This is a genomic window from Sphingomonas sp. S6, assembly GCF_043498045.1.
GTDB lineage: Bacteria > Pseudomonadota > Alphaproteobacteria > Sphingomonadales > Sphingomonadaceae > Sphingomonas.
This window is the reverse complement of sequence record NZ_JBIEOE010000002.1, coordinates 453133-476915: the sequence shown is the minus strand read 5'-3', so window position 1 is coordinate 476915 and position 23783 is coordinate 453133. Positions and strand designations below refer to the sequence as shown.

Here is a 23783-nt window from a genome sequence, read left to right as displayed (position 1 = left end):
CTTACCAGCGGTAGTGGCTGAACGCCCGGTTCGCTTCCGCCATGCGGTGCGTGTCTTCGCGCTTCTTCACCGCGTTGCCACGGTTGTTGGCGGCGTCCATCAGCTCGCCCGACAGGCGCGCCGACATGGTGTTCTCGCTGCGGGCACGCGCCGCGGCGATGAGCCAGCGGATCGCGAGGGCCTGCGCACGCTCCGGGCGAACCTCGACGGGGACCTGGTAGGTCGCACCACCGACGCGGCGCGAGCGCACTTCGATGCCCGGCTTGATGTTGTTCAGCGCGTCATGGAACACACCGATCGGCTCGCGCTTGGCGCGCTGCTCGACGGTTTCCAGGGCACCATAGACGATGAGTTCGGCGACGGACTTCTTGCCGTCCAGCATTACCGAATTCATGAACTTCGACAGAACCTCATCCCCGAACTTGGGATCAGGCAGGATGACCCGCTTTTCGGGACGACGACGACGTGCCATTTCAAAAACCTTTCAAACTTCAGCCTGGTGGGCGAGTCCCGGTGCCAGATGTCCGACTTGCGTCGGTTGGCGACCGGACCGACCGGCTTACTTCGGACGCTTGGCGCCGTACTTGGAGCGGGACTGGCGGCGATCCTTGACGCCCTGCGTGTCGAGCACGCCGCGCAGGACGTGGTAGCGGACGCCGGGAAGGTCGCGCACACGGCCGCCGCGGATCAGGACCACCGAGTGCTCCTGCAGGTTGTGGCCTTCACCCGGGATGTAGCTGATGACTTCGCGGCTGTTGGTCAGGCGGACCTTGGCCACCTTGCGAAGCGCCGAGTTCGGCTTCTTCGGCGTCGTCGTGTAGACGCGGGTGCAGACGCCGCGCTTCTGCGGGTTCTGCTCCATCGCAGGGACCTTGGACTTGGCCTTCTGCGGGTCGCGGCCCTTGCGGACCAGCTGGTTGATCGTCGGCATGAAGCCTTCACCTCGTATATGGGTTACTTTGCTGGAGCCTTCACAGCACTTCGGAATACAAAAAGGGACGCGGGCGGCATAACGCCACCCCGGCCCCACAACTTTTGCATCCAGCAATGTTCAAGCTTGCCCACCGGATCGCTCCGATGGAACGGGCGGGCCTATACGCAGAGTCGGGTCCGCGGTCAATCCGGGGCGGTCCGGCCACGTGACCCTACAGGCACGATGGCGCCTTAACCACGCGGCAACCGGTCCGGGTGCAGGACAGGCTCATGCCGCCGTTCCGACCTGCCCCTCCCCCCATGCCGGTCGCGGCGCTTGCGAGCGCGGCAATATTGGCGGGTCTGTTGCCTGATACCGGCTGGAGCGACGCCCTTGCGTTGCTCGCCATCACCGCCGCGCTGTTCGCCGCCCACGAACGCCGCCATCGCGACATGGCGATCGCCGCGGCACTGAGCGTCGCTTTGTCGCCAGCGGGGCTGCTCCTGGCGCCGCTATGCCTGGGCCTCTCCATCAACCGCGGCGCGATCCGATACCTTCCCGTGGCCGCCGTTACCGGACTGCTGGTCGCTACCCAATTGCCGTGGGCCACGCCGGCCGCGCAGCTGCCGAATCTGGCGATGCTCCCGGCAGCATGGCCGGCAAGCCTAGCCCTGGTCGCCGCAATCGGCGTCGGCGCGAGCGCGTGGCTGGCGGCACGCGGCACGGTCGCCCGTCCGGCAGCCTTGTTCGCCGAAGCCCGCCTGGGCATCGTCGTGCTGGCCATGCTCCTGCCGCTGCCGCCGGGTGTCCTGGGCTTCGTGGTGATGATTGTCGCCCTACCCTTCCAGACCCCCGTCCGGTGCCAGGCGGCGAACGACAATATCGTCGTGCGCCGCGCCATCCGCCTCGCCGCCTGACGCATTCGGCACGCGCAGCTTCTTTCGTCACACGAGCCGCTTGCGGTTTCGCCCAGACGGCGCTAGAGGCCGCCCCCGGCTGCAGGAGTGTAGCTCAGTTGGTAGAGCATCGGTCTCCAAAACCGAGGGCCCACGGTTCGAGTCCGTGCACTCCTGCCAGTTCGCCATGTGCTGGCGAACGCGCGCATCGCGACGAATTCTTCCAAAAATAAGTCTGGCAGATGAATGATCTGTCATAATTGTTGACGAAGGTTGTTTACGCCGTCGTCGGGCGTCCCTACACGCGCCCGCATCATGGATGAAGCGACCCGCCATACCCTCGTCATTGCGATCATCGCGGCTCTGCTTCTGATCGGCACGCCGGTGCTCATCCTGAAGCTGCGCAAGCGCAAGCGAGACAAGCTGCGGCGGCGCGGGATCAAACGCTACGGCCATTGATCGCGCGACGAAGGCGGGGCGCCCTTGCGTTCGGCGCCCCGTACGGCTATTTGCGCAGGCCATCCGACAGCTGAGGACGGGCAGCGCCGGTTTCCCATCACGGGAAAGCGGCGGAAGGCTCATGCCCCGGCGGTACGGATTTTCGTGATTCCAGCGGGTTTCTGAGAAAAACAGTGGCAAAGACGACCCCCATCGAATTCATCCGCCAGGTCCAGGCCGAAACCAAGAAGGTGGTCTGGCCGACCCGGCGCGAGACGATCATGACGGGCGTCATGGTGGTCATCATGACGACCATCCTCGCGCTGTTCTTCCTGGGCGTCGACACGTTCTTCAACGCGGTCGTCCAGGCGCTGCTCAAGCTCGCGAAGTAAAGGTTCAGGCAATGGCGCGCTGGTACATCATTCACGCCTATTCGGGCTTCGAGGGCAAGGTTCGCGACGCGATCATGGCAGAGGCGACGCGCCTCGGCCTGGAGCAGTTGGTCGAGCAGATCGAAGTGCCGACCGAGACGGTGACGGAAGCCCGTCGCGGCAAGAAGATCGCGGTCGAGCGCAAATTCATGCCGGGCTATGTGCTCGCCAAGCTGAACATGAACGACGACGTCTATCACCTCGTCAAGAACACGCCTAAGGTCACCGGCTTCCTCGGCAGCATGGGCAAACCGCAGGCGATCAGCGAGGCGGAAGCCGCGCGCATGCTCAATAGCAAGGAAGAAGCGGCCGCCGCGCCCAAGACCAAGATCAAGGTCGATTACGAGATCGGCGATGCGGTCAAGGTGCTCGAGGGTCCGTTCGCGAGCTTCAACGGCGTCGTCGAGGAACTCGATTTCGACAAGGCGAAGGTCAAGGTGTCGGTGTCGATCTTCGGCCGTGCGACCCCGGTCGAGCTGGACTTCGAACAGGTCGAACGCAGTAAGTAAGACGGGCCGGCGCGAGGCGCCGGCAATCTTGCAAAAATACACGGGAAAACCGGGGCTTAGGCTCCGGTTTTTTTTGTGTTTCCCGCCGACCGGTCAGGGCCCAATGGTGGCAACCCGGCACGCGTTCGGCCATTGTGCCTGCATCACGGTCACCGACCACAAGGTCGGGACCGCCGCAGGAGACCCATGATGCCCCCTCACCTTCCCGTGCTTGCCCTGACGCTGAGTCTGGCCGCACCAGCCATGGCACGTGATGCCGCGCCGGCGGTGACGATCGATCACAGCGCGGAGCTCGATCATCACAGCGGCCCCGTCACCGCCCGGTATCGCGGCGCGTTGGTGGTCGACCATCGCCAGATCGGCGCCGTGGCGCCCGCCGGCCGCGCCTCGAGCCTGCGCTGCCACTGGACCGCCCGGATCGCGGTCGAGCGTCACGCGACCACCGCGACTGGTGCAACCACGCATCGCAGCTTCGTCAGCGATCGGTCGCTATCCGGCCATCGTCCCGGCTGGTGCGCCGGCCAACGCGACGCCATCGCGCGTGACATCGCCACGCAGTCCATCGATCTGGACCGCCACATCCGGGCGGTCGCCCGCGAGGATCATGACGTATTGCGCGCCGAGCTCGATCGTCTGCACGGTAGCGTTGCCGCCGGATGATCGACATCGTTGCGAAAGCCGCCCTCGCTGCCTGCGCATTGTTGGCGACCACGCCCGCCGTCGCGCAACTCGCGACCAGCGCCGGTGTCGAGGCGACGACGGACGAGAACCGCCGAGGCATCAGCTGGAGCGAGGGTCGCGCCTCGATCGCGGGGGATGCCACGGTGAGCGGCTACGGCCTCGATCTCAGCGCGCGCGTCGCGGCGCTGCGCGGATCGGACCGGCACGGGGGTGCAGATGCGGTCGCCGACCTGACGCTCGGCAGCGGGTGGGACGTCGGGGCGGTGCGGCTGCGCGCCCAGGGCACCGCACACGTGTTCGGCGGCGCACGTGGGAATATGGATTATGCCGAACTCGGCGGATCGGCGAGCTACACCTACGGCCCCGCCGATCTGACCGCGGGTGCGATCTGGGCGCCCGAACAGCGTGCGATCGGGGGCAGCAACCTGTACCTCTATGCCAATGCGAGCGCGGGCCTCCCCGGCACGCCGCTGACCGCGATCGCCGGGCTCGGCCATTCATCGGGGACGGTCACCGACCCGGTCCGCGCGCAACGGTTGCGCCCCGGCGGCGACTATACCGATTGGCGGCTCGGCGTCGAATATCGCCGCGATCGCCTGACGCTGGGCGTCGACTATGTCGGGACGGACGTCACGCGCGCCGATGCGTTCGGGCCGTTCGCCGATGCGGGGCATGCCGGCGACAGGCTGCTCGGCCGGGTCCGCTTCGACTTCTGATCCCGCCGATTACCACGGGACGCGATCACGCCGCCTGCGCGATCTCGTCCCGTTCCGGCGCGCGCAGCGTCAGCACCGCCGTCGCGCCCAGTCCCTTGCCCTCGCTCTCGAGGCGCAGGCTGCCCTCCATCGCGGTCATCGAATTGGCGCACCAATGCAGGCCGAGCCCACCCGATTTGTGGGCGCGGGTCGAAAAGCCGCGCTGGAACAGCGTCGCACCCGTCACCGCGTCGAAGCCCTCGCCATCGTCGCGAATGCGCACAACGACCTGATCGTCCTCCTCGTCGATCGTCACGCCGATCGACCCGCTCTGCCGTCCGGTCGCCGCGATCGATTCGGCGGCATTGCCCAGCAGATTGCCGATGACCTGGCTCAGGATCACGCGGTTCGCCAAGGCTAGATGCGCCTCCGCCGGGAAGCTGAACGCGATCGACGCGCTGTCCGAATAGCGTGCGATGGCCGCGTTGCGTGCGACGATCTCGCTGAGGTCGCAGCGTTCCAGGCTGGGGCGTTCATGCGCCTGCTTCTGCTGCTGGCCGATGATCTCCAGCACGTGCGCCATCGCTTCGCGCCCCACCTCCAGCTCGCGGCGCATCGCCTCGCGGCTCGCCAGCTTGGCGGCGAAGGCGGCCTGTACGAAGGCGGCCAGCTTGGCACGGCGCTCCGCCGGCAGATCGTCACGCGCGAGTTCGGTGATCGCCCGTTCCAGCGTCGCGCGGTCGATCGGGGGCGCCTGGGCGATGCCCTGGCTCAGGATCGTGCTGATCGGATTGAGCGCGTTGCGAACGTTGTGCATCACCGCGACCGCGCTCTCGCTGCGCCCCAGCGCGAAGCTCTGTACCTCGATCTGCTCGCGCAGGTCTTTCAGCTGCGACAGCATCGCGTTGAGGCTGCGGCCCAACGAGCCGAACTCGTCGCGACGCCCGTCGTCCTTGAACAGCGCCATCGAACCCGACGCACGCACCCGCTGCATATGTCGCTCGACGCGCAGCAGTGGCGCCAAGACCAGCCGCGCAATGACGCGGCGCAGGACGAGCAACACGATCAGCAGCAGCAGTGTCGACCCGGCGATCGCGAGCAGCAGCATCCGCCGCCCCAGCAGCGACACGTCGCGCACGACATGGAATCGTGCCGCGGCGACAGCATGGCCATCGACGCCCGCGATCGGCACGGCGATCGCCATCGTGCGCTTGCCCGGCGTGACCATCGGCGCATCGCCCAGCCCGGACCGGTCGATGCGCGCATCGAGCCGGATCAGATCGGACAGCTGGCGCGACGTCACCTGCCGCGCCATCAGCACATAGCCGCGCGGCGTTCCGGTGCCGTCGGATCGACGCACCTGCGCCACACCGATCGCCGCGACCACTGGCCCCAGCCGCGCATAGAAATGCCCGGAGTTGTTCCGCGCGATCACCTTGGCGAGATCGGCATGCGTCGCGAGTTGCACCAGCGCCGCGCGCAACCGCGCCCGCTCACGTCCGCTCGCGGAATCGAGCCAGCGCGCGATGCGCAGCGTTCCCTCTGGGGTCACATAGGCCATGCCCTGCACGCCCAGGTTGGTCATCGCCAGCGGCGAGAAGCTGTCGCGTTCGAACGTCGCCGCCGCAGGCGATCCCGCCGGCGTCGCCATGTAATCGTAGCTCTGCGTCCAGTCGCCATAGTCGCGAACCGCGTTTTCGACCTTGGCCGCATATTCGCCCAGCGCCGCCTGCGTCCGTTCGACATGGCCGGCGATCGCCTTGGCCTCCAGCGCCGCAAAGCTCGGCGTGATGACGCTGGCCAGCAGCAGGGTGATGCCAAGCGCGCCGGCGACGCCGACCGCGGTCAGGATCAGCACCAGCTTGGCACCGAGCGATGCGGGACCGATCGGCCGCCGGCGCCCGAAGGGCCACCGGGTCCGTAGCGCCGGGATCATCCGTGCGTGCCCGTGGCGGCTCCGGCTTCGACCAGGTCCTGGTTGAGGAACCGCTGCTCAGCCAACGCCAGCGCCGCATCCGGCGCGACCGGCCGCGAGAAGAAATAGCCCTGCAAATGGCTGGCCCCCGCGAGTCGCAGCGCCTGCACCTGCGCCTCCGTCTCGACGCCCTCGGCGATCACTTCCAGCCCCAGCGCGCGGCCCAAGTGGATGATCGAATGGACGATCGCGGCACTCTCCCGCTCGCGGCCCATGCCGTCGATGAAGCTGCGATCGATCTTGAGGCTGTCGAGCGCGAATTTGCGGATATTGTAGAGCGAGGAATAGCCGGTGCCGAAATCGTCCAAAGCGATGCGGAATCCCATCTGGCGCAGCTTGTAGAGCGTTTCGGCGGCGCGTTCGGCGTCGTCGAAGATCGCGGTTTCGGTGATCTCGATCTGCACGCGGTTCGGCGTCACACCGGCGCGCTGCACCGCCTCCATGATGTGGCCGACGAAATTGTGGCGGCGGAACTGACGCGGCGAGAAGTTGACCGAGACATATTGGCCGGGGAAACGCGTCACCATGCCGAGCGCGGTGTCAAGGATCCAGTCACCCAGTTCGTGGATGACGTTCGATTCCTCGGCGATCGGGATGAAGGTCGCCGGGCTGATCGGCCCATATTCCTGCGTGTTCCAGCGGACCAGCGCCTCGAAGCCCGTCACCTCCAGCTGGTTGCGCGCGACGATCGGCTGATAGACCAGGCTTAGTTCGTTGCGCTCGATCGCCTGGCCCAGGCCATGCTCGATGCGGCGGCGGAAGCGAATGCCTTCGTCCATGCTTTCGTCGAACAGGCGGGTCACGCCGCGGCCGGCGCGCTTGGCATCGTTGAGCGCTAGGTCGGCGCGGCGCAGCGCGTCGATGGGATCGCACATACCCGCGCCCTCGACCACGACGAGGCCGGCGGAGGCGCCGCTCTGCACCGAATTGCCGAACACCTGATGCGTGCCGGCACAGGCGGCGACGATGCGATCGCAGGCCATGACTGCCGCCTCGTCGCCCGGCGCATCGAACAGCACGCCGAATTCGTCGCCACCCAGACGCGCGACGATCGCCCCCTCGGGCGCCTGCGCGTGGAGGATGCTGCAGACTTCGCGGATCAGCGCGTCGCCGGCGAGGTGTCCCAACGTGTCGTTGACGATCTTGAACCGGTCGAGATCGAACATCGCCGTCGCGAACAGGCCCGGCCGCTTGGCGCGATCACCCAGCGCGCGCAGGAAGGCGAGCCGGTTGGGCGCATCGGTCAGCGAATCGTGGGTCGCCATGTGGATCGCGCGGCTTTCGTTCGCGGCAAGCTCGGCACTCTGCTCTTCCAGCTGGACGATCTGCGCAGCGAGCTGCGCCCGGGCGACGGTGAGCTCGCGGTCGACCTGCCAGCGATGCGCCAGGGCGGTCGCGGTCTGGACGATCTCCGCCACTTCGAACGGCTTGGCGATGTAGAAGATCTTGTCGGCCGGCCCTGCGACCTTGCTGATCTCGATCGGCGAGAAGTCGGAAAAGCCGGTGACGATGCACAGGTTGATCTCGGGATCGAGCGCGCGGATGCGGCGCGCGGTTTCGCGGCCGTCGATGCCCGGCGGCATGCGCACGTCGATGAACGCGACCGCATAGGGCGTCCCCGCCGCCAGCGCCGCCTCCACCGCCGCGACCGCATCAAGGCCCTGATGGCAATGCGTCAGGTCGAAGCTGTCGTCTGCCGCCGTATCCGCCGCCGGCGCGTCATCGCCGAACAGCTCCGCCGCCATCGCCTCCAGCGCATTCTCCGCAGCACCGCGCTGCACCGCGAAGCAGCGGGCATAGCTGTCGTGCATGGCCGGCTCGTCATCGACGATCAGCAGGCGCTTCGAAACGGCGGCGGTCATCTGCAGCAACTTCCCTCTTATGGTTGACGAGGGAGTAAGCAGATGCGGTTAAGGCGTCGTAAACGCCCCCGCCACCGCACTCGCGCCCATGCGCTCGGCCAGCGCCTGTTCGCCGAGCACGATCGCGCCGAGCGGCCCGGCGTTGCCCCCCAGTGCGGGCGGCACGATGAACGCAGGTTCGGCGATCTCGGGCAGCGCGATATAGCCGGCGAGGCTTTGCACCATCGCGTCGCGGACGCGCGGGAACAGATGGTCGTTACCGACCATCACGCCGCCGCCCATCACGATCCGCCGCGGCACGCCGGTCAGCACCAGCGTATGGCACAATTGGCCCAAGACATGCGCGACGGGTTCCCACACCGGGTGGTCCGCGGGAATGTCTTCCCCCTTGCAGCCGGCGCGTGCGCCGATCGCGGGGCCGGCGGCGAGGCCCTCCAGGCAGCTGCCGTGGAACGGGCAGATGCCCATCCAGTCGTCGCCCGGCATGCGCTGCGGCCGGATATGGCCGAATTCGCTATGGGTCAGGCCGTCGACCGGCTTGCCGCCCGCGATCAGTCCGACGCCGATGCCCGTGCCGACGGTGACATAGGCGATATCGGGCAGGCCCTTCGCCGCGCCCCAGCGTGCCTCGGCCAGCGCCGCGCCGACCACATCAGTGTGGAAGCCGGTCGGCACCTGATACCGTGCGGACAGACGACCCGCGACGTCGGTGCCCGCCCAATGCGGCTTGGGCGTCGAGGTGACGTGACCGTAATCGGCGGCATGCCGGTCGATCGAGATCGGGCCGAAGCTCGCGATACCCAACGCCTCGAACCCGCCCCAACCGTCCAGCACGGCCTCGACCGCCGCCAGCGCCTCGTCGGGTCGGGTCGTCGGGATCTGCACGCGGTCCTGGATATCGTCCGGTCCGCGCGCGAGGATGCAGACGATCTTCGTGCCCCCCAATTCGATGCCGGCAACCAACGGGGGCACACGGTCCATTCTGTCATCCCATCCCATAGAAACAGCGCAACGATCGCGCGGGCCCCGCGCTTATTCCACCGTCACCGATTTGGCGAGGTTGCGCGGCTGGTCGACGTCGGTGCCCTTCGCCACCGCGACGTGATAGGCGAGCAGCTGGACCGGCACCGCATAGACCAGCGGGGCAATCAGCGGATGAACCTTGGGCATCGTGATCGTCGCGACGCAATTCTCGCCCGCCGCCTGGATGCCGTCATAGTCGCTGATCAGCACGACCTTACCGCCGCGCGCCTGCACTTCCTGCATGTTGCTGACGGTCTTTTCGAACAGCGGACCCGACGGCGCGATGACGATGACGGGGACGTTTTCGTCGATCAGCGCGATCGGCCCGTGCTTCATCTCGCCTGCGGCATAGCCTTCGGCGTGGATGTAGCTGATCTCCTTCAGCTTCAGCGCGCCCTCCAGCGCCAGCGGATAATCGGTGCCGCGCCCCAGATACAGCACGTCGCGCGCTGCGGCGACGACGCCCGCCATTTCCTGGATCGATTCGTCATAGGCGAGCGCGGCGTTGAGCGCCGCCGGCGTCTCGGCGAGATGCTTGACGATCTCGCGCTCCTCCCCGTCCTTGAACTTGCCCTTGGCGCGCGCAAGGTTCGCGGCGAGTGCGGCGAGCACCGCCAGCTGGCAGGTGAAGGCCTTGGTCGATGCGACGCCGATCTCCGGCCCCGCATGCGTCGGCAGCAACAGGTCCGCTTCGCGCGCCATACTGCTGGTCGGCACGTTGACGACCGCGGCGATCGTCTGCCCTTCCGACTTGGCGTGGCGCAGCGCGGCGAGCGTGTCCGCCGTTTCGCCCGACTGGCTGATGACGATCATCAGGCCGCCCGGCTCCATCACCGGCGCGCGGTACCGGAACTCGGATGCGACATCGAGGTCGACGGGCACGCGCGCGAACTGTTCGAACCAATATTTGGCGACCATGCCGGCGTAGAAGCTGGTGCCGCATGCGACGATCGTCACGCGCTTGATGCCCGCGAGGTCGAAGTCGGGGATCGGCAGCGTCACGCGATCCTCCATCCGCTGCAAATACGAGCGCAGCGTCTGGGCGACAACGATCGGCTGTTCGTAGATCTCCTTCAGCATGTAATGGCGATGATTGCCCTTGCTGATGAGTTCGCCGGTGACGCCCGAGATGGTGATCGGCCGCTCGACGGGATGGTTGTCGCGGTCATAGACCTGCGCGCCCTCGGTCGTGCAGACGACCCAGTCGCCTTCGTCCAGATAGGCGATGCGCTGCGTCAGTGGGGCGAGTGCCAGCGCATCCGAGCCGAGATAGGTTTCGCCCTCGCCATAGCCCACGACCAGCGGCGAGCCGAGGCGCGCGCCGATCAGCATGTCGGGGTGCTTGCGGAAAAGGATGGCGAGCGCGAACGCGCCGTGCAGGCGCGGCAGCACCTCGCGCACCGCGCCGACGGGGTCGAGGCCGGCTTCCACCTTCTCGCTCACCAGATGCGCGACGACTTCGGTATCGGTCTCGCTGGTGAACACGCGGCCGCGCGCGATCAGTTCGTCACGCAGGGCCTTGAAGTTCTCGATGATGCCATTGTGGACCACCGCGACCTCGTCGGTCGCATGCGGGTGTGCGTTGTTGGTCGTCGGGCCGCCGTGCGTCGCCCAGCGCGTGTGCGCAATGCCGGTCGTGCCGGGCAGCGGCGCGGCGGCGAGTTCCTTGGCGAGGTTGACCAGCTTGCCGCTGGCGCGGCGCCGCTCGATCTGCCCGTCGTGATCGGTGGCGATACCCGCCGAATCGTAGCCGCGATATTCCAGCCGCTTCAACCCATCGAGCAGACGGTCGGCGACATCTTCAGCGCCGACGATTCCAACGATTCCGCACATTTACTTCGCTTCCTTCTTGGCGCGCATCATCGCGCGGAATTGGGTGGCCCAGCCGGGTTTGGCAATCTGCGGCGGCCGGACGAGCGCGAGCGCGCCAGCCTCGACATCCTTGGTCAGCACCGATCCGGCCGCGACGATCGCGCCGTCACCGACCGACACCGGCGCGACCAGCGCCGAGTTCGAACCGATGAAGGCATCCGCGCCGATCTGCGTCTTATATTTGAAGAAGCCATCGTAATTGCAGGTGATCGTACCGGCGCCGATATTGGCGTTCGCCCCCACATCGGCATCGCCGATATAGGACAGGTGGTTGACCTTGGCGCCCTTGCCGATCGTCGCCTTCTTTACCTCGACGAAATTGCCGACCTTCGCCTTTTCGGCAAGATTTGCGCCCGGGCGCAGGCGGGCATAGGGGCCGACATCGGCCCTGGCGCCGACCTTGGCACCCTCAAGATGGCTGAAGGCGCGGATCATCGCGCCGTCGGCGATGGAGACGCCGGGGCCGAAGACCACGTTGGGCTCGACCACGACGTCGCGGCCGATCTGCGTGTCATGGCTGAACCACACCGTATCCGGCGCGATCAGCGTCGCACCCTCGGCCATCGCCTGATTGCGGCGCGCGGCCTGCCAGCCCGCTTCGACCGCGGCGAGCTCGGCGCGGCTGTTGACGCCGGCGACCTCATCCTCGCCCGTTTCGATCACCACCGCGCGGCCGCCTTCGGCGACGGTGAGCGTGACGATATCGGGCAGGTAATATTCTCCCGCGGCATTGTCGTTGCCGACCGCTTCCAGCAACCGCCACAGATCGCGCGTGCGCACCGCGGTGACGCCCGAATTGCACAGGTCGACCGCGCGCTCTTCGGGCGAAGCGTCCTTGAACTCGACCATCTTGGCGATCGTGCCGTCCGCGTCCGCGATGATCCGGCCATAGGCTCGCGCATCGGCGGGACGGAAGCCGAGCACCGCGATCGTCGGCGCATCCTCCGCCTCCAGCCGCGCGGCAAGCCGTGCCACCGTCTCGGTCGCCAGCAAGGGCGTGTCGCCGAAACAGACGATCGCGACCCCGTCGAAGTCGGCAAGCGCGTCCTTCGCCTGCAACGCCGCATGCGCGGTACCCAGCTGTTCGCGCTGCCACGCGATCTCGACACCCGTGGCGGCGACCGCCGCTTCGACCTGCTCGCCGCTCGCGCCGACCACGACGACACGACGCGTCGCGCCGGCCTGGTTCAGACTGTCGATCAGATGGATCAGCATCGGCCGCCCGGCGATCGGGTGCAGCACCTTGTGCAGATCGGACTTCATGCGCGTACCCTTGCCCGCGGCAAGGATGATGACGGCGAGAGGACTGGTCATGGCGACGTCGCCTGCCACGGAAGACTTGCCATTTCCATAGGGAGACGTCACCGGCGCGGGTTATGACGGGAATTTCATCGCACGATCCAGTATTCGACATCGTCGGGTTCGACCTGGACGGCACGTTGCTCGACACGAGCGGCGATCTGACCGCCGCGGTCAATCACGCGCTGGCGTCGATCGACCGGCCGCTGCTGACCGTCGAGCAGGTGAAACCGATGATCGGCGGCGGCGCGCGGCACATGCTGGCACAGGGGCTCGCCGCGACCGGCGGCTGCGACGATGCGACACTCGACGTGCTGCATCGGCGGCTGCTCGACCATTATGAAGCGAACATCGCGGTATTGACCCGCCCCTATCCCGGCACGCTCGACGCGCTCGACCTGCTGGCGGCGCGCGGTGTGCGGATCGCCGTCGTCACCAACAAGCTGGAATCGCTCGCGCGCAAGGTGATCGACGCGCTCGACCTGACGCGGCGCTTCGCATGCATCATCGGCGGCGACACGATGGGCCCGGGCAACGGCAAGCCCAGCCCCAAGCCGATCTACGAAATGCTGGCCCGCTGCGGCGGGGGCACCGCGGCATTCGTCGGCGATTCGATTTTCGACGTGCAGGCGGGCCATGCGGCGGGCCTGCCGACGGTGGCGTGCTCGTTCGGCTTCCTGATGCAGCCGGTCGAGGAGCTGGGCGCGGACGCGATCATCGACGGCTATGACGAATTGATCCCGACGCTGGAGCGGCTGGCGACGCGTTAGCCCCCTATTCTTCGTCACCCGGAACGGGTCCGGGGTGACGGCGTGGGTGGGGCTAAGCTCGCGCGCCCCGCCGCCACTTGATCCACAGATGCCGCGCCAGCATCGCGGGCGGCATGCGCAGCCAGTGCGAGCGGACGTAGAACGCCAGCCGCGTCACCGGACGGATCGGTCGCCCCCAGTCGTCCCGGGCCAGCAGGCGGCGGCGCAACAGCCGGTCGCTCCACCGCGGCGCCAGGCGGATACGGCCCGAACTCTCGTAAGCCCGCACCGGCGTCCCGAACAGCTGCTGCGACAGCCGCAGCGCACGCACCACCGCATCGTGCAGGCCATGGCGTCCGGCCTCCTCGACCAGCGTCAGGCCGAAACCGGCATCCCCCTCCGCCGCCTCACCATACAGGCAGTGGATATCCCACAGGTTGCGCAGGCCGCCCGCCAGATCGCCGTCGGCGAACAGATGCGCCGCCGCATGGACGATCATCGCCGCCGGCGACAGCACCGAGAGCCCGTTGCCCAACGGCACCGCATCCGCGATCAGCGCCGCTGCGTCGGGCCGCACCCGCGCGGTCAGCGGCAGGATCGTGTGGTGCACGTCGATCATCCGATCGCGCTCGGCATGGATCAGCGGCGGCAGTTCGTGCATCCAGCGCCGATAATAAGCGTCGTCGTAGGGATCGGGCTTCACCCATTCCCAGCCCGCCCCGATCAGCGCCGCCTCTACGGCATCCAGCGCCTCGCGCGGCACCAAAATATCGAGGTCGCCGATCGACCGCCCCTGCCCCGCCGTCAAGCCCGCCGCGACGAAGGCGGTCCCCTTCAGCAGCACGACCGGCACGCCGAGCGGCGCCAGCGCCCGCCGCGCCATCTCCGCCTCCCACAAGGCCGTCCGCCGCGCATTCTCGGCCGCAGCGCGCGCATCGCTCAGCAGCAGCGCGACGTCCTCTGGCAACGGCAGGCCGTGCAGCCGCCACGCGAGCGTGCCCAGCAACTGCTCCGCGCGCGCCATGGTGACGAGGCCCGCCCAGTCGGTGTCGAGCGCCAGACTGGTCGGATCGGCGAGCGCGCGGGCGAGGATCAGAGCGTCCGCCACATTGCCTCCACCTGCTCGACCGCCGCGGCGCCATCGGGATAGTCGATCGCCATGGCGGGCGTGTCGCACACAAGCCGGGTCAGTGCGTCGAACCCGGTCTCGCCGAGCATGACGTAATTGGTCGACGCCTGCGTCAGCCGTACGAACGCCTCCGATGCCGCGACGGCGCGGGTCTCCGTCGCGAAGCCGTGCCGCGGGAACAGCAGCAGCGCCGGCTGAGCGGGCTCGTCCATCGCGCCGACGCTCAGCGCATCGGGCACCATGTGGCGGATGTCACCCTTCGGCGTGGCCGCCAGCAGTGGCCCCATCCGCGCCTGCGGCCAGGCTGCCATCGCCGCGGCGATGCCGTCGTTCTTCAGGCTGATCAGACGCGGAAAGGCGTGGACCAGACCCGTTTCAGGATCGATGAGCGCGAATTCATCCCCCATAAAGCGCCAGCCGCGCGAGGAGAGCAATGTCGCCAGCGTCGATTTGCCCGCTCCCGATTCGCCGGTCATCAGCAGCGCCCGCCCATCGCGCTCGACGCACGAGGCATGGATCAGCAGATAGCGCCGACACCCCAGCGCCAATTGCAGGTTCATCGCCATCTCGGCGGCGAGCAGCCCCTGCGCCAGCGGCAGCGGCGCGGCTTCGGGCAGCATATAATCGCCGCCGATCCGCACCGACGGCCGCACCCAGCGCCGCCACGGCCGCGTTGCCTCCAGCCTGACGGTGAAGTCGGGCAGGTTCGGCGAGGGGTAATAACGATACAGCTCTTCCAGCGCCGCGATCGGCGCGCGCCAGTCGCTGCCGATGCGAAAGCCGATCGGGCCGATACGAACGCCAAAGACGTGCTTCATGCCGCGGCGACCGGCCCCGTTGCGACGGGCAGGGCCTCGACCAGCCCGGCCGCAACCAGTTCGTCGAGCCGCGCGGCCAGCGCGTCGGCACCGCCGTCGCCCAGCTCGAACGCCTCACCCAGCTTGGCAAGCAGCCCGTCCCGGTCGAGCGGTTCCGCGGCCAGTGCCTGCAGGATTTCGGGCGCCGGGCTGGCAAGCAGATGCGTGATCCCCGACGACCGATGGAATACCGCGACCAGCATATCCAGCTCGCGGCTCAGCAGCGTGTCGGGCGCCGCGGCGCGATAGCGCATCGGGTCAGCGCGGCATCTGCAACGAGGCGAAACAGGTAAAGCCGCCCTGCCCGCGCTGCAGCCGCCGGATATAGGCCATATAGGCGCGGCTGCTGTCGTAGGTCGTGCCCGGCAGCTGCCCGCCGGCGAGCGCGCGCTTCACCTCGTCGCCCTTGAACGGCCGCCCCGGCGGCGCGAACGCGCCCTTGGTGCCCGCCGGCACGACATTGCCATATTGATCGATATACTGGCCCGCACGGCCCAGGTCCGGGACAGGTATTTCGCAGGTCATAACCGACGCCGCACTCTGCGCCAGCGCCGGGCGGATCGAGACGACCGCCCCCGCGGTCACCGCGCCCAGCATCAGCACCCGGCGGCGCGTCGACACGCCCTCCGTCACCGGCGCAGCGGCAGGCTGTCCGGCGGTCTGGTCCGCACCGTCGATCGGCGTTTCGTCGCTCATGACACCCCTGTTATCGCAAGCGTGCCTTTCATATTCGTAAGCCACTGGCAAGTATGGCGCGCGTACCGTGGCGGGACGGCCTGCCGCGGCGCCGGTGCCGCGCGGCCCGCAAATTGCGTCGCGATCCCCCTCCCGCAAGCGGTCATCCTCGGCTAGCGAGGACGCCATGCTAACCCGATTCGCCCGGCGGCTCAGCGGCGCGCTCGTCATCGCGCTCGGCACGGGCGTCGGCGTTTATGTGGTCGGCGGCGGCATCGATGGCGCGGCGGTGACGGTGGTCGGCGCCATGGCCGCCGCGCTTGCCGCCATGGGCCGCGGCGACCAGGGGCAGGCGGCCGCCCGTGCACGGGGGCCCGACGCCGATACATTGCTGGGCGAAGTGCTCGACGTCATCGCCGAACCCGTCTTGCTCGTCCGCCGCGGCATCGTCACCTGCGCGAACGCGTCGGCCCGCTCCGTACTGGGCAAGCATATCGTCGGCGAGGACGTGCGCGTCGCCATCCGCCATCCCGCCGCCGCCGATCGCCTGGGTCCGAACGGCACGCTGCCCGGCCGTCCGGTCGAATTGGTCGGGGTCGGCGCGCCCGACCAGCGCTGGGAGATGCGCACCGGCGAAACCACCGACGGCATGCGCATCGTCCACCTCGTCGACCAGAGCGGCAATTATGCCGCCGAAAAGATGCGGGTCGATTTCGTCGCCAACGCCAGCCACGAACTGCGCACCCCGCTCGCCTCGATCCTCGGCTTCATCGAAACGCTGAACGAAGAGGCCGGCGAAGACCCCGCCCTGCGCGCACGCTTCCTGAAGGTGATGTTCGACGAGGCCCGGCGCATGCAGCGGCTGGTAGAGGACCTCATCTCGCTGTCCCGCATCGAGGCGGAGAAATACCGCCTGCCCGGCGAACGGCTGGACCTTGGCGAATTGCTGGAAGACGTCGCCGCGGAGATCGCCGCCGCGCGCGGCCCGCGCGCCGCCGACGTCTCGGTCACGATCGATCCCGGCCTGCCCGCGGTCACCGGCGACGAAGCGCAGCTGTCGCAGCTGTTCCACAACGTCATCGGCAATGCGATGAAATACGGCCGCGCGAACACGCCGGTGCGCGTGTCCTTAAGTCTCAACCGCTCGAAACTGGTCCAGCTCGTCGTCCGCGACGAGGGCGAGGGCATCGCGCCGCAGCACATCCCGCGCCTCACCGAACGCTTCTACCGCGTCGATGCCGGCCGCAGCCGCAGCGTCGGCGGCACGGGGCTGGGCCTGGCGATCGTCAAGCACATCGTCGAACGCCACCGCGGCCGCCTGGATATCGCCAGCCGCGTCGGCATCGGCACCACAGTGACGATCGCGCTGCCGGCAGCGGAGGCGGAGACGGCGATAGCGACGACCGCGGCGACAGCGACGGCGAAGGCCTGACACGACCCGCCGCTACCGAATCACGCGACGCGTCTCCCCACACCCCGTCGCCCCGGACTCGTTCCGGGGTCCACCGGGCCGCGGGGGCAGCGTGCGAGCCTCCTGCCGTCCCGCTCGCCGCAGAGTGGACCCCGGATCAAGTCCGGGGTGACGGAGGAGGTGCGGCAGCCGCCTGTACATTAAAAGTGCCCTTACGGCCCCCACCACCACCCCACCCGCCGCCCGTGTCATCAAAGGGCAACAAAACCGTCACACAGGCGGGTCGGGGCGACGCGCGAGTCGCCCGCGGGGATCCGATGCGCTGTCTTCCTTCCGGCCGTTTGCTGGCCGGCTCTCTGCTGACGCTGGCGCTCTGCCTCGCAGGGTGCAAGGATGAGGCGAATGGCGGCGGCAGCGGCGCGCGCGATCAGATCGCCGTCGTCGGCTCGTCCACCGTCTATCCCTTCACGACGGCGGTCGCCGAGGCCTTCGTCGCGGACAACCCCGATGCACGCTCGCCGGTGATCGAATCGACCGGCACAGGCGCGGGCATGAAATTGTTCTGCGCCGGCATCGGTGCGGGACATCCGGATATCGAGGATGCCTCGCGCCGGATGAAGCGCAGCGAATATACCGCCTGCGAAGCGCACGGCGTCGGACCGGTGCTCGAAATCCAGATCGGCATCGACGGCATCGCCTTTGCCGAGGCGAAGAACGGGCCCGGCATGCGCCTGACCCCCGCCGATTTGTATCGCGCGCTCGCCGCGACGCCCTTCGGCAAGCCCAATCGCGCGAAGACGTGGCGCGACGTGAACCCGGCGCTGCCCGCGACCCCGATTCAGGTCTATGGCCCGCCCGCGACCAGCGGTACGCGCGATGCGCTCGCCGAACTGATCCTGACGCGCGGCTGCGACGCGATCGATCCGCGGGCGCGCCTGCTCGCCCGCACCGACCCCGACGCGCATCGCGCGCTGTGTACGCGTATCCGCGAGGACGGCGCCTATGTCGACGCGGGCGAGAACGACAATCTGATCGTTCAGAAGCTCAGCGCCAACCCGGATGCGATCGGCGTGTTCGGCTACAGCTATCTCGAACACAATGCGGATACGGTGAACGGCGTCGCGATCAACGGCGTGCTGCCGACCTATGACGCGATCGCCGACGGCCGTTATCCGGGGTCGCGCCCGCTGTACCTCTACGTCAAGAAGGGGCACCTGCGCGCCATCCCCGGCCTCGACACCTTCCTGCGCCTGTACGCCGCAGCCTGGGGGCCGGGCGGGCCGCTCGTCCGCCGCGGCCTGATCGCGGCGCCGCCCGTGATCCGTGCGGCATCGGCCGCGGTGATCGCCAACGCAACGCCGCTCAACCCGGCGGATTTGCCGCTGTGACGCGCGCCAATTTCTCCCCGTCACCCCGGACTTGTTCCGGGGTCCACTCTGCGGCTAGGGGGCGGGCCAAAGGCTCCGACGCTACCCTCGCGGCCCGGTGGACCCCGGAACAAGTCCGGGGTGACGGGCTGTGCCTGGCCGTCCTCCCGCAACATTCGCAGGCCGCCGCATGAGCGGCCTCGCCCTCGTCATCGTCGTCTTCGGCCTCGCGCTGATCGGCTGGCTCGCGGCGCGGATGCGGGCGGCGACGTTCCGCAAGCCGGGAGTCGCGCGCTTCACCGCTCTGCCCGTCCATTACGGCTATTTCGTCGCGCTCGCCGCATTGGTGCCGCCGCTCCTGTTCCTGGCGGCGTGGAGCCTCACCTCGCCCGCGCTCGTCACCGATGCGGTGATCGCGACGCCCGCCGCGGCGACGCTGCCCCCGCCGGGCTTCGAGCGCGCCTCGATCCTGTCCGAAGCCCGCGCGCTGGCGAGCGGGCGCAGCCATGTGCCGTTCCACGCACTTTCCGTCCGTCTCGCCCCCGCGTATGCCGCCGCGCAAGCGCGCTACGACTGGATCGCCACCGCGCTGGCCTTGTGCCTCGCGATCGGCGGCGGCGCGCTCGCCTTCACCCGCGTCCGCCCCGATTTCGCCGCGCGCACGCAGGTGGAGCGCGTCGTCATGCTGCTGCTGCTATGCGCGTCGCTGCTCGCGATCCTGACCACGGTCGGCATCGTCGCGTCGCTGTTGTACGAATCGGGGCGCTTTTTCGGCATCGTGCCGATCGGCCAATTCCTGTTCGGCACGCATTGGAGCCCGCAGGTCTTCCTGCCCGACGATCCCGGCGCCAGCCTGGGCGCGGTGCCGCTGTTCTGGGGCACGTTCTTCATCGGCGCGGTGATCGCGATGGCCGTCGCCGTGCCCTTCGGCCTGATGAGCGCGATCTACCTCACCCAATATGCGCATGCCGCCACGCGCCGCTGGATGAAGCCGGTGCTGGAGATGCTCGCGGGCGTCCCCACCGTCGTCTACGGCTATTTCGCCGCGCTCACCGTTGCGCCCGCCGTCCGCCAGCTGGGTCTCGCGCTCGGCATCGCGGACGCCTCGTCGGAAAGCGCGCTGGCGGCGGGCGTGGTGATGGGGATCATGATCATCCCCTTCGTCTCGTCGATGGCCGACGATTCGATCGCCGCCGTCCCCGCCGCGATGCGCGACGGCAGCCTCGCGATGGGCGCGACCCAGTCGGAAACGATCCGCAAGGTGATCCTGCCCGCGGCCCTGCCCGGCGTCGTCGGCGGCATCCTGCTCGCGGTGTCCAGGGCGATCGGCGAGACGATGATCGTCGTCATGGCGGCGAGCGGCGTCGCAACGCTCACCGCCAATCCCTTCGCCAGCACCACCACCGTCACCAAGCAGATCGTCGACCTGCTGACCGGCGAAGCGGAGTTCGACAGCGCCAAGACGCTCGCCGCCTTCGCGCTCGGCCTTACCCTGTTCGTCATCACGCTGGCGCTCAACGTCGTCGCGCTGACCGTCGTGAAGCGGTATCGGGAGGCCTATGACTGATCCCCGCCCCCTCCGCGATCCCGCCGCGGTGAAGCGGCGGACGCAGCGTCGCTATGCCGCGGAACGTCGCTTCCGCCGGCTCGGCCTTGCCGCGGTCTGGCTGTCGGCGGGGTTCCTCGCCTTCCTGCTCGCGACGATGATCTGGCAGGGCGCGAGCGGCTTTCGCGAAACCCGCATCGCGCTGCCGATCGACCTCGCCGCGGCGCGCCTGCCGATCGCGCCGGCGCAGCTGAAGGGGCGCGGCGCCAATCGCGCGCTCGCGGATGCGGGACTCGAACAGGCGGTCGATGCCGCCGCGATCCGCGCTTATGGTCCGCGCGGGCCGGAGCTGATCTCGGACGCCGCCTGGCTCACCGTACGCGACGCGATCAAGCGCGACCCCACGCTGCTCGCCACGCGCACCACCTTCGCCCTGCCCACCTCGACCGACATCGACGTCGCCGCCAAGCACGACGGCACGGCCCAAGCCGAGGCGATCGTCGCCCGGCTGCAGGCGCGCGGCGTGCTGTCCGAAGGGTGGGACATGCACTTCCTCGCCGGCGCCGATGCGACCGATCCGGTGCGCGTCGGCATCTGGGGCGCGCTGAAGGGATCGCTGCTCACCATGGCGGTGACGCTGGGCCTCGCCTTCCCGATCGGCGTGCTGTCTGCGCTCTACCTCGAGGAATATGCACCGCGGAACCGTTGGACCGACCTCATAGAGGTATCGATCAACAACCTTGCCGCCGTGCCCTCGATCATCTTCGGCCTACTCGGCCTCGCGGTGTTCCTGAACACCTTTCATCTGCCGCGCTCGGCGCCCTTGGTCGGCGGGCTGACGCTGGCGCTCATGACCATGCCCGTCATCGTCATTGCCGGCCGCAATGCGATCAAGGCGGTGCCGCCATCGATCCGCGACGCCGCGCTCGCGATCGGCGCTTCGCCGGTGCAGGTGGTGTTCGACCATGTCCTGCCGCTCGCGCTACCCGGCATCCTGACCGGCACGATCATCGGCATGGCCCGCGCGCTGGGAGAGACCGCACCGCTGCTGATGATTGGCATGCGCGCCTTCATCGCGGCGCCGCCATCGCGCCTGACCGATCCCGCCACCGTCCTGCCCGTGCAGATCTTCCTCTGGTCGGATGAGGTCGACCGCGGCTTCGTTGAAAAGACCAGCGCCGCGATCATCGTGCTGCTCGTCTTCCTGCTCGCGATGAACGGCCTCGCCATCTACCTCCGCAACCGTTTCGAGACCCGCTGGTGACCCCCAAAATTTCCGCCCGAGACGTCAGCGTCCGCTACGGCGATACGCAGGCGATCGACCATGTCTCGATCGACGTCGATTCGGACAATATCGTTGCTTTCATCGGCCCGTCGGGCTGCGGCAAGTCGACCTTCCTGCGCACGCTCAACCGCATGAACGACACGGTCGCGAGCGCCCGCGTGACGGGCCAGATCCTGCTCGACGGCGAGGATATCTACGCCCCCGACATGGACGTCGTGCAGTTGCGCGCGCGCGTCGGCATGGTGTTCCAGAAGCCGAACCCCTTCCCCAAATCGATCTACGAAAACGTCGCCTACGGCCCCCGCATCCATGGCCTCGCGACCGCCCGCGCTGACCTGGACGACCTGGTCGAGGAATCGCTGCTCCGCGCAGGTTTGTGGGACGAGGTGAAGGACCGTCTGTCCGACAGTGGCACCGCGCTGTCGGGCGGCCAGCAGCAGCGGCTGTGCATCGCCCGCGCCATCGCCGTCGAACCCGAAGTCATCCTGATGGACGAACCGTGCAGCGCACTGGATCCCATCGCCACCGCGCGCATCGAGGAACTGATCCACGAACTGCGCGGCCGCTACGCGATCGTCATCGTCACGCACAACATGCAGCAGGCTGCGCGCGTATCCCAGCGCACCGCCTTCTTCCACCTCGGCCAGTTGGTCGAATGCGGCGCGACCAGCGACATCTTTACCAACCCGCGGGAGGAACGGACCCGCGACTATATTACGGGCAGGTACGGCTGATGGTCGATCACACGGTCAAGGCATTCGACGCCGATATCGGCCAGCTGCGGGGCATGATCTCGCAGATGGGCGGGCTTGCGGAGGATGCGATCGCGCAGGCGATGCAGGCGCTTGCCCGCCCCGATCCCGCTCTCGCCGCGCGCGTTCGCGCCGATGACAAGGCGATCGACGCGATCGAGGCGGAGGTGGAGCGGCTCGCGGTGCGCATCATCGCGCTGCGCGCCCCCATGGCGGTCGACCTGCGCGAGGTGGTCGCAGCGCTCAAGATCGCCGCCGTCGTCGAGCGTATCGGCGATTACGCCAAGAATATCGCCAAGCGCGTACCGATGATCGATGCCGACGGCGGCAGCCACCGCATCGAACCCTTGTCGCTGCTCCCCTCCATGGCGCGCATGGCGAGCGACATGGTCCGCGCCGCCCTCGACGCCTTCGCCGCGCGCGACCCGGAAGCCGCGATCCGCGTGGTCGAGAGCGACGCCGCGCTCGACGATTTCTACGACAGCATCTTCCGCACCCTCGTCACCTACATGGTCGAGAACCCACGCACGATCAGCCAGGTCGCCCACCTGCTGTTCGTCGCCAAGAACCTGGAGCGCGTCGGCGATCACGCCACCAACGTCGCCGAGATGGTCTATTTCGCCGCAACCGGAACCCAGATGGCCGATCGCGATCGCGACGGCGCTACGCACGAGGACATATTCTGATGGCACGCGCATCCATGCTGCTCGTCGAGGACGATGCCGCTCTCGCCGAATTGCTCATCTATCACTTCAAGCGTGAGGATTTCGACGTCGCGCACACCCCCGATGGCGAGGAAGCGTTGCTGCTCGCCAAGGAAAAGACGCCCGATATCGTGCTGCTCGACTGGATGGTCGAAGGGCTGAGCGGGATCGAGGTCTGCCGCCGCCTGCGTCGCATGACCGAAACGCAGAACGTGCCGATCATCATGCTGACCGCGCGCGGCGAGGAAGAGGACCGCATCCGCGGCCTGGAAACCGGCGCCGACGATTATGTCACCAAGCCCTTCTCGCCCCGCGAACTCGTCGCCCGCGTCAGCGCGGTGCTGCGCCGCGTCCGCCCCGCGCTCGCCGGCGAAGCGCTGACCTATGACGATATCGAGATGGACACGGTCGGCCATAAGGTCCGCCGCGGCGGCGAGGTCGTGCCGCTGGGCCCCACCGAATTCCGCCTGCTCAAGCACTTCCTGGAACATCCGGGCTGGGTGTTCAGCCGCGAGCGCCTGCTCGACGCGGTATGGGGCCATGACAGCGATATCGAGAGCCGGACGGTTGACGTTCACATCCGTCGCCTGCGCAAAGCGATCAACATCGGCGACCGGCCCGATCTGATCCGCACCGTGCGCTCTGCGGGTTATTCCCTCGATTCAGGCACTTAACATCAAAAGATCGAATCGGCGGCGAAACGAAGGAGAAAAG

General features: G+C 68.1%; 25 protein-coding genes and 1 tRNA gene. 15 read left to right on the top strand and 11 right to left on the bottom strand.

Translation table 11 applies throughout. The features are described from left to right. Position 1: 1 nt before the first annotated feature. Complete coding sequence (gene rpsG / locus ACGVWT_RS05270) at positions 2 to 472, bottom strand: 30S ribosomal protein S7 (protein ID WP_017979497.1); 471 nt, start codon at positions 470 to 472, stop codon at positions 2 to 4. 87 nt (positions 473 to 559) lie between these two features. Continuing rightward, a complete protein-coding gene (gene rpsL / locus ACGVWT_RS05265) occupies positions 560 to 931 on the bottom strand; it encodes a 30S ribosomal protein S12 (protein ID WP_010185487.1) in 372 nt (123 codons plus the stop codon). Positions 932 to 1278: 347 nt separating this feature from the next. On the opposite strand from rpsL, the gene ACGVWT_RS05260 reads away from it, so the two are divergent. The 7 genes from ACGVWT_RS05260 (at position 1279) to ACGVWT_RS05230 (ending at position 4584) form a co-directional block, all read left to right on the top strand. Continuing rightward, positions 1279 to 1830: a hypothetical protein gene (locus ACGVWT_RS05260; RefSeq protein WP_315461420.1), complete on the top strand. Its 552-nt coding sequence runs from the start codon at positions 1279 to 1281 to the stop codon at positions 1828 to 1830. Positions 1831 to 1913: 83 nt separating this feature from the next. After that, a tRNA-Trp gene (locus tag ACGVWT_RS05255) sits at positions 1914 to 1989 on the top strand. A gap of 135 nt (positions 1990 to 2124) precedes the next feature. Beyond that, positions 2125 to 2268: a hypothetical protein gene (locus ACGVWT_RS05250; RefSeq protein ID WP_165800882.1), complete on the top strand. Its 144-nt coding sequence runs from the start codon at positions 2125 to 2127 to the stop codon at positions 2266 to 2268. Positions 2269 to 2441: 173 nt separating this feature from the next. Beyond that, the gene (secE, locus tag ACGVWT_RS05245) at positions 2442 to 2639 is read left to right on the top strand and encodes a preprotein translocase subunit SecE (protein WP_017979500.1); all 198 of its coding nucleotides are present in this window, start codon (positions 2442 to 2444) and stop codon (positions 2637 to 2639) included. Positions 2640 to 2650: 11 nt separating this feature from the next. Continuing rightward, on the top strand, positions 2651 to 3187 hold the full coding sequence (nusG, locus tag ACGVWT_RS05240; RefSeq protein WP_017979501.1) for a transcription termination/antitermination protein NusG: 537 nt from the start codon (positions 2651 to 2653) through the stop codon (positions 3185 to 3187). A 186-nt stretch (positions 3188 to 3373) separates the two neighbouring features. Next, on the top strand, positions 3374 to 3847 hold the full coding sequence (locus ACGVWT_RS05235; RefSeq protein WP_394425438.1) for a hypothetical protein: 474 nt from the start codon (positions 3374 to 3376) through the stop codon (positions 3845 to 3847). Further along, positions 3844 to 4584: a TorF family putative porin gene (locus ACGVWT_RS05230; RefSeq protein WP_315461422.1), complete on the top strand. Its 741-nt coding sequence runs from the start codon at positions 3844 to 3846 to the stop codon at positions 4582 to 4584. Before ACGVWT_RS05235 ends, ACGVWT_RS05230 begins: the two co-directional genes overlap by 4 nt. Positions 4585 to 4609: 25 nt before the next feature. Here the strand turns inward: ACGVWT_RS05230 and ACGVWT_RS05225 are convergent, their stop codons facing one another. The 5 genes from ACGVWT_RS05225 to glmU are packed head-to-tail and all read right to left on the bottom strand — an operon-like array spanning position 4610 to position 12609. Beyond that, positions 4610 to 6499, bottom strand: a complete 1890-nt coding sequence (locus ACGVWT_RS05225) for an ATP-binding protein (protein WP_315461423.1) — start codon at positions 6497 to 6499, stop codon at positions 4610 to 4612. Next, the gene (locus ACGVWT_RS05220; protein WP_315461424.1) at positions 6496 to 8400 is read right to left on the bottom strand and encodes an EAL domain-containing protein; all 1905 of its coding nucleotides are present in this window, start codon (positions 8398 to 8400) and stop codon (positions 6496 to 6498) included. The genes ACGVWT_RS05225 and ACGVWT_RS05220 overlap by 4 nt, the downstream gene beginning before the upstream one ends. A 48-nt stretch (positions 8401 to 8448) precedes the next feature. Further along, positions 8449 to 9381: an ROK family protein gene (locus ACGVWT_RS05215; RefSeq protein WP_315461425.1), complete on the bottom strand. Its 933-nt coding sequence runs from the start codon at positions 9379 to 9381 to the stop codon at positions 8449 to 8451. A 51-nt stretch (positions 9382 to 9432) separates the two neighbouring features. Further along, positions 9433 to 11256, bottom strand: a complete 1824-nt coding sequence (gene glmS / locus ACGVWT_RS05210) for a glutamine--fructose-6-phosphate transaminase (isomerizing) (protein WP_116461821.1) — start codon at positions 11254 to 11256, stop codon at positions 9433 to 9435. Beyond that, entirely contained in the window at positions 11257 to 12609 is a 1353-nt protein-coding gene (gene glmU, locus ACGVWT_RS05205) for a bifunctional UDP-N-acetylglucosamine diphosphorylase/glucosamine-1-phosphate N-acetyltransferase GlmU (protein WP_315461426.1), read from the bottom strand. 62 nt (positions 12610 to 12671) lie between these two features. On the opposite strand from glmU, the gene ACGVWT_RS05200 reads away from it, so the two are divergent. Further along, positions 12672 to 13364, top strand: coding sequence for an HAD-IA family hydrolase (locus ACGVWT_RS05200; protein ID WP_315461427.1), 693 nt, complete (start codon positions 12672 to 12674; stop codon positions 13362 to 13364). Positions 13365 to 13416: 52 nt separating this feature from the next. Here ACGVWT_RS05200 and ACGVWT_RS05195 read toward each other — a convergent pair whose 3' ends face one another. From ACGVWT_RS05195 to ACGVWT_RS05180, 4 genes are read right to left on the bottom strand one after another with little or no spacing between them, the layout of a single operon-like run. Continuing rightward, positions 13417 to 14451 (bottom strand): nucleotidyltransferase family protein, encoded by a 1035-nt coding sequence (locus ACGVWT_RS05195; protein WP_315461428.1) that lies wholly within the window; start codon positions 14449 to 14451, stop codon positions 13417 to 13419. Continuing rightward, positions 14436 to 15290, bottom strand: coding sequence for an HprK-related kinase A (locus ACGVWT_RS05190; protein WP_315461429.1), 855 nt, complete (start codon positions 15288 to 15290; stop codon positions 14436 to 14438). The genes ACGVWT_RS05195 and ACGVWT_RS05190 overlap by 16 nt, the downstream gene beginning before the upstream one ends. Next, positions 15287 to 15583, bottom strand: coding sequence for an HPr-rel-A system PqqD family peptide chaperone (locus ACGVWT_RS05185; protein WP_315461430.1), 297 nt, complete (start codon positions 15581 to 15583; stop codon positions 15287 to 15289). Before ACGVWT_RS05185 ends, ACGVWT_RS05190 begins: the two co-directional genes overlap by 4 nt. Positions 15584 to 15587: 4 nt before the next feature. After that, entirely contained in the window at positions 15588 to 16025 is a 438-nt protein-coding gene (locus ACGVWT_RS05180; protein WP_116461815.1) for a hypothetical protein, read from the bottom strand. Positions 16026 to 16191: 166 nt separating this feature from the next. On the opposite strand from ACGVWT_RS05180, the gene ACGVWT_RS05175 reads away from it, so the two are divergent. The 7 genes from ACGVWT_RS05175 (at position 16192) to phoB (ending at position 23743) form a co-directional block, all read left to right on the top strand. After that, complete coding sequence (locus tag ACGVWT_RS05175; protein ID WP_315461431.1) at positions 16192 to 17436, top strand: ATP-binding protein; 1245 nt, start codon at positions 16192 to 16194, stop codon at positions 17434 to 17436. A 296-nt stretch (positions 17437 to 17732) separates the two neighbouring features. Next, the gene (locus ACGVWT_RS05170) at positions 17733 to 18803 is read left to right on the top strand and encodes a substrate-binding domain-containing protein (RefSeq protein ID WP_315461432.1); all 1071 of its coding nucleotides are present in this window, start codon (positions 17733 to 17735) and stop codon (positions 18801 to 18803) included. A 169-nt stretch (positions 18804 to 18972) separates the two neighbouring features. Beyond that, positions 18973 to 20349: a phosphate ABC transporter permease subunit PstC gene (gene pstC / locus ACGVWT_RS05165; RefSeq protein ID WP_315461433.1), complete on the top strand. Its 1377-nt coding sequence runs from the start codon at positions 18973 to 18975 to the stop codon at positions 20347 to 20349. After that, a complete protein-coding gene (gene pstA, locus ACGVWT_RS05160; RefSeq protein ID WP_315461434.1) occupies positions 20342 to 21592 on the top strand; it encodes a phosphate ABC transporter permease PstA in 1251 nt (416 codons plus the stop codon). The genes pstC and pstA overlap by 8 nt, the downstream gene beginning before the upstream one ends. Further along, complete coding sequence (gene pstB, locus ACGVWT_RS05155; protein ID WP_017979518.1) at positions 21589 to 22347, top strand: phosphate ABC transporter ATP-binding protein PstB; 759 nt, start codon at positions 21589 to 21591, stop codon at positions 22345 to 22347. The genes pstA and pstB overlap by 4 nt, the downstream gene beginning before the upstream one ends. After that, entirely contained in the window at positions 22347 to 23051 is a 705-nt protein-coding gene (gene phoU, locus ACGVWT_RS05150; RefSeq protein WP_315461435.1) for a phosphate signaling complex protein PhoU, read from the top strand. Before pstB ends, phoU begins: the two co-directional genes overlap by 1 nt. Beyond that, on the top strand, positions 23051 to 23743 hold the full coding sequence (gene phoB / locus ACGVWT_RS05145; RefSeq protein ID WP_020486556.1) for a phosphate regulon transcriptional regulator PhoB: 693 nt from the start codon (positions 23051 to 23053) through the stop codon (positions 23741 to 23743). Before phoU ends, phoB begins: the two co-directional genes overlap by 1 nt. The last annotated feature ends 40 nt before the right edge of the window (positions 23744 to 23783 follow it).

Bases quoted from the DNA above. Each gene is read 5' to 3' on its own strand.
- rpsG (WP_017979497.1), bottom strand. From the start codon at position 472: ATGGCACGTCGTCGTCGTCCCGAAAAGCGGGTCATCCTGCCTGATCCC.
- rpsL (WP_010185487.1), bottom strand. From the start codon at position 931: ATGCCGACGATCAACCAGCTGGTCCGCAAGGGCCGCGACCCGCAGAAG.
- ACGVWT_RS05250 (WP_165800882.1), top strand. From the start codon at position 2,125: ATGGATGAAGCGACCCGCCATACCCTCGTCATTGCGATCATCGCGGCT.
- nusG (WP_017979501.1), top strand. From the start codon at position 2,651: ATGGCGCGCTGGTACATCATTCACGCCTATTCGGGCTTCGAGGGCAAG.
- ACGVWT_RS05235 (WP_394425438.1), top strand. From the start codon at position 3,374: ATGATGCCCCCTCACCTTCCCGTGCTTGCCCTGACGCTGAGTCTGGCC.
- ACGVWT_RS05230 (WP_315461422.1), top strand. From the start codon at position 3,844: ATGATCGACATCGTTGCGAAAGCCGCCCTCGCTGCCTGCGCATTGTTG.
- ACGVWT_RS05225 (WP_315461423.1), bottom strand. From the start codon at position 6,499: ATGATCCCGGCGCTACGGACCCGGTGGCCCTTCGGGCGCCGGCGGCCG.
- ACGVWT_RS05220 (WP_315461424.1), bottom strand. From the start codon at position 8,400: ATGACCGCCGCCGTTTCGAAGCGCCTGCTGATCGTCGATGACGAGCCG.
- ACGVWT_RS05215 (WP_315461425.1), bottom strand. From the start codon at position 9,381: ATGGACCGTGTGCCCCCGTTGGTTGCCGGCATCGAATTGGGGGGCACG.
- glmS (WP_116461821.1), bottom strand. From the start codon at position 11,256: ATGTGCGGAATCGTTGGAATCGTCGGCGCTGAAGATGTCGCCGACCGT.
- glmU (WP_315461426.1), bottom strand. From the start codon at position 12,609: ATGACCAGTCCTCTCGCCGTCATCATCCTTGCCGCGGGCAAGGGTACG.
- ACGVWT_RS05200 (WP_315461427.1), top strand. From the start codon at position 12,672: ATGACGGGAATTTCATCGCACGATCCAGTATTCGACATCGTCGGGTTC.
- ACGVWT_RS05190 (WP_315461429.1), bottom strand. From the start codon at position 15,290: ATGAAGCACGTCTTTGGCGTTCGTATCGGCCCGATCGGCTTTCGCATC.
- ACGVWT_RS05185 (WP_315461430.1), bottom strand. From the start codon at position 15,583: ATGCGCTATCGCGCCGCGGCGCCCGACACGCTGCTGAGCCGCGAGCTG.
- ACGVWT_RS05180 (WP_116461815.1), bottom strand. From the start codon at position 16,025: ATGAGCGACGAAACGCCGATCGACGGTGCGGACCAGACCGCCGGACAG.
- ACGVWT_RS05175 (WP_315461431.1), top strand. From the start codon at position 16,192: ATGCTAACCCGATTCGCCCGGCGGCTCAGCGGCGCGCTCGTCATCGCG.
- ACGVWT_RS05170 (WP_315461432.1), top strand. From the start codon at position 17,733: ATGCGCTGTCTTCCTTCCGGCCGTTTGCTGGCCGGCTCTCTGCTGACG.
- pstC (WP_315461433.1), top strand. From the start codon at position 18,973: ATGAGCGGCCTCGCCCTCGTCATCGTCGTCTTCGGCCTCGCGCTGATC.
- pstA (WP_315461434.1), top strand. From the start codon at position 20,342: ATGACTGATCCCCGCCCCCTCCGCGATCCCGCCGCGGTGAAGCGGCGG.
- phoU (WP_315461435.1), top strand. From the start codon at position 22,347: ATGGTCGATCACACGGTCAAGGCATTCGACGCCGATATCGGCCAGCTG.
- phoB (WP_020486556.1), top strand. From the start codon at position 23,051: ATGGCACGCGCATCCATGCTGCTCGTCGAGGACGATGCCGCTCTCGCC.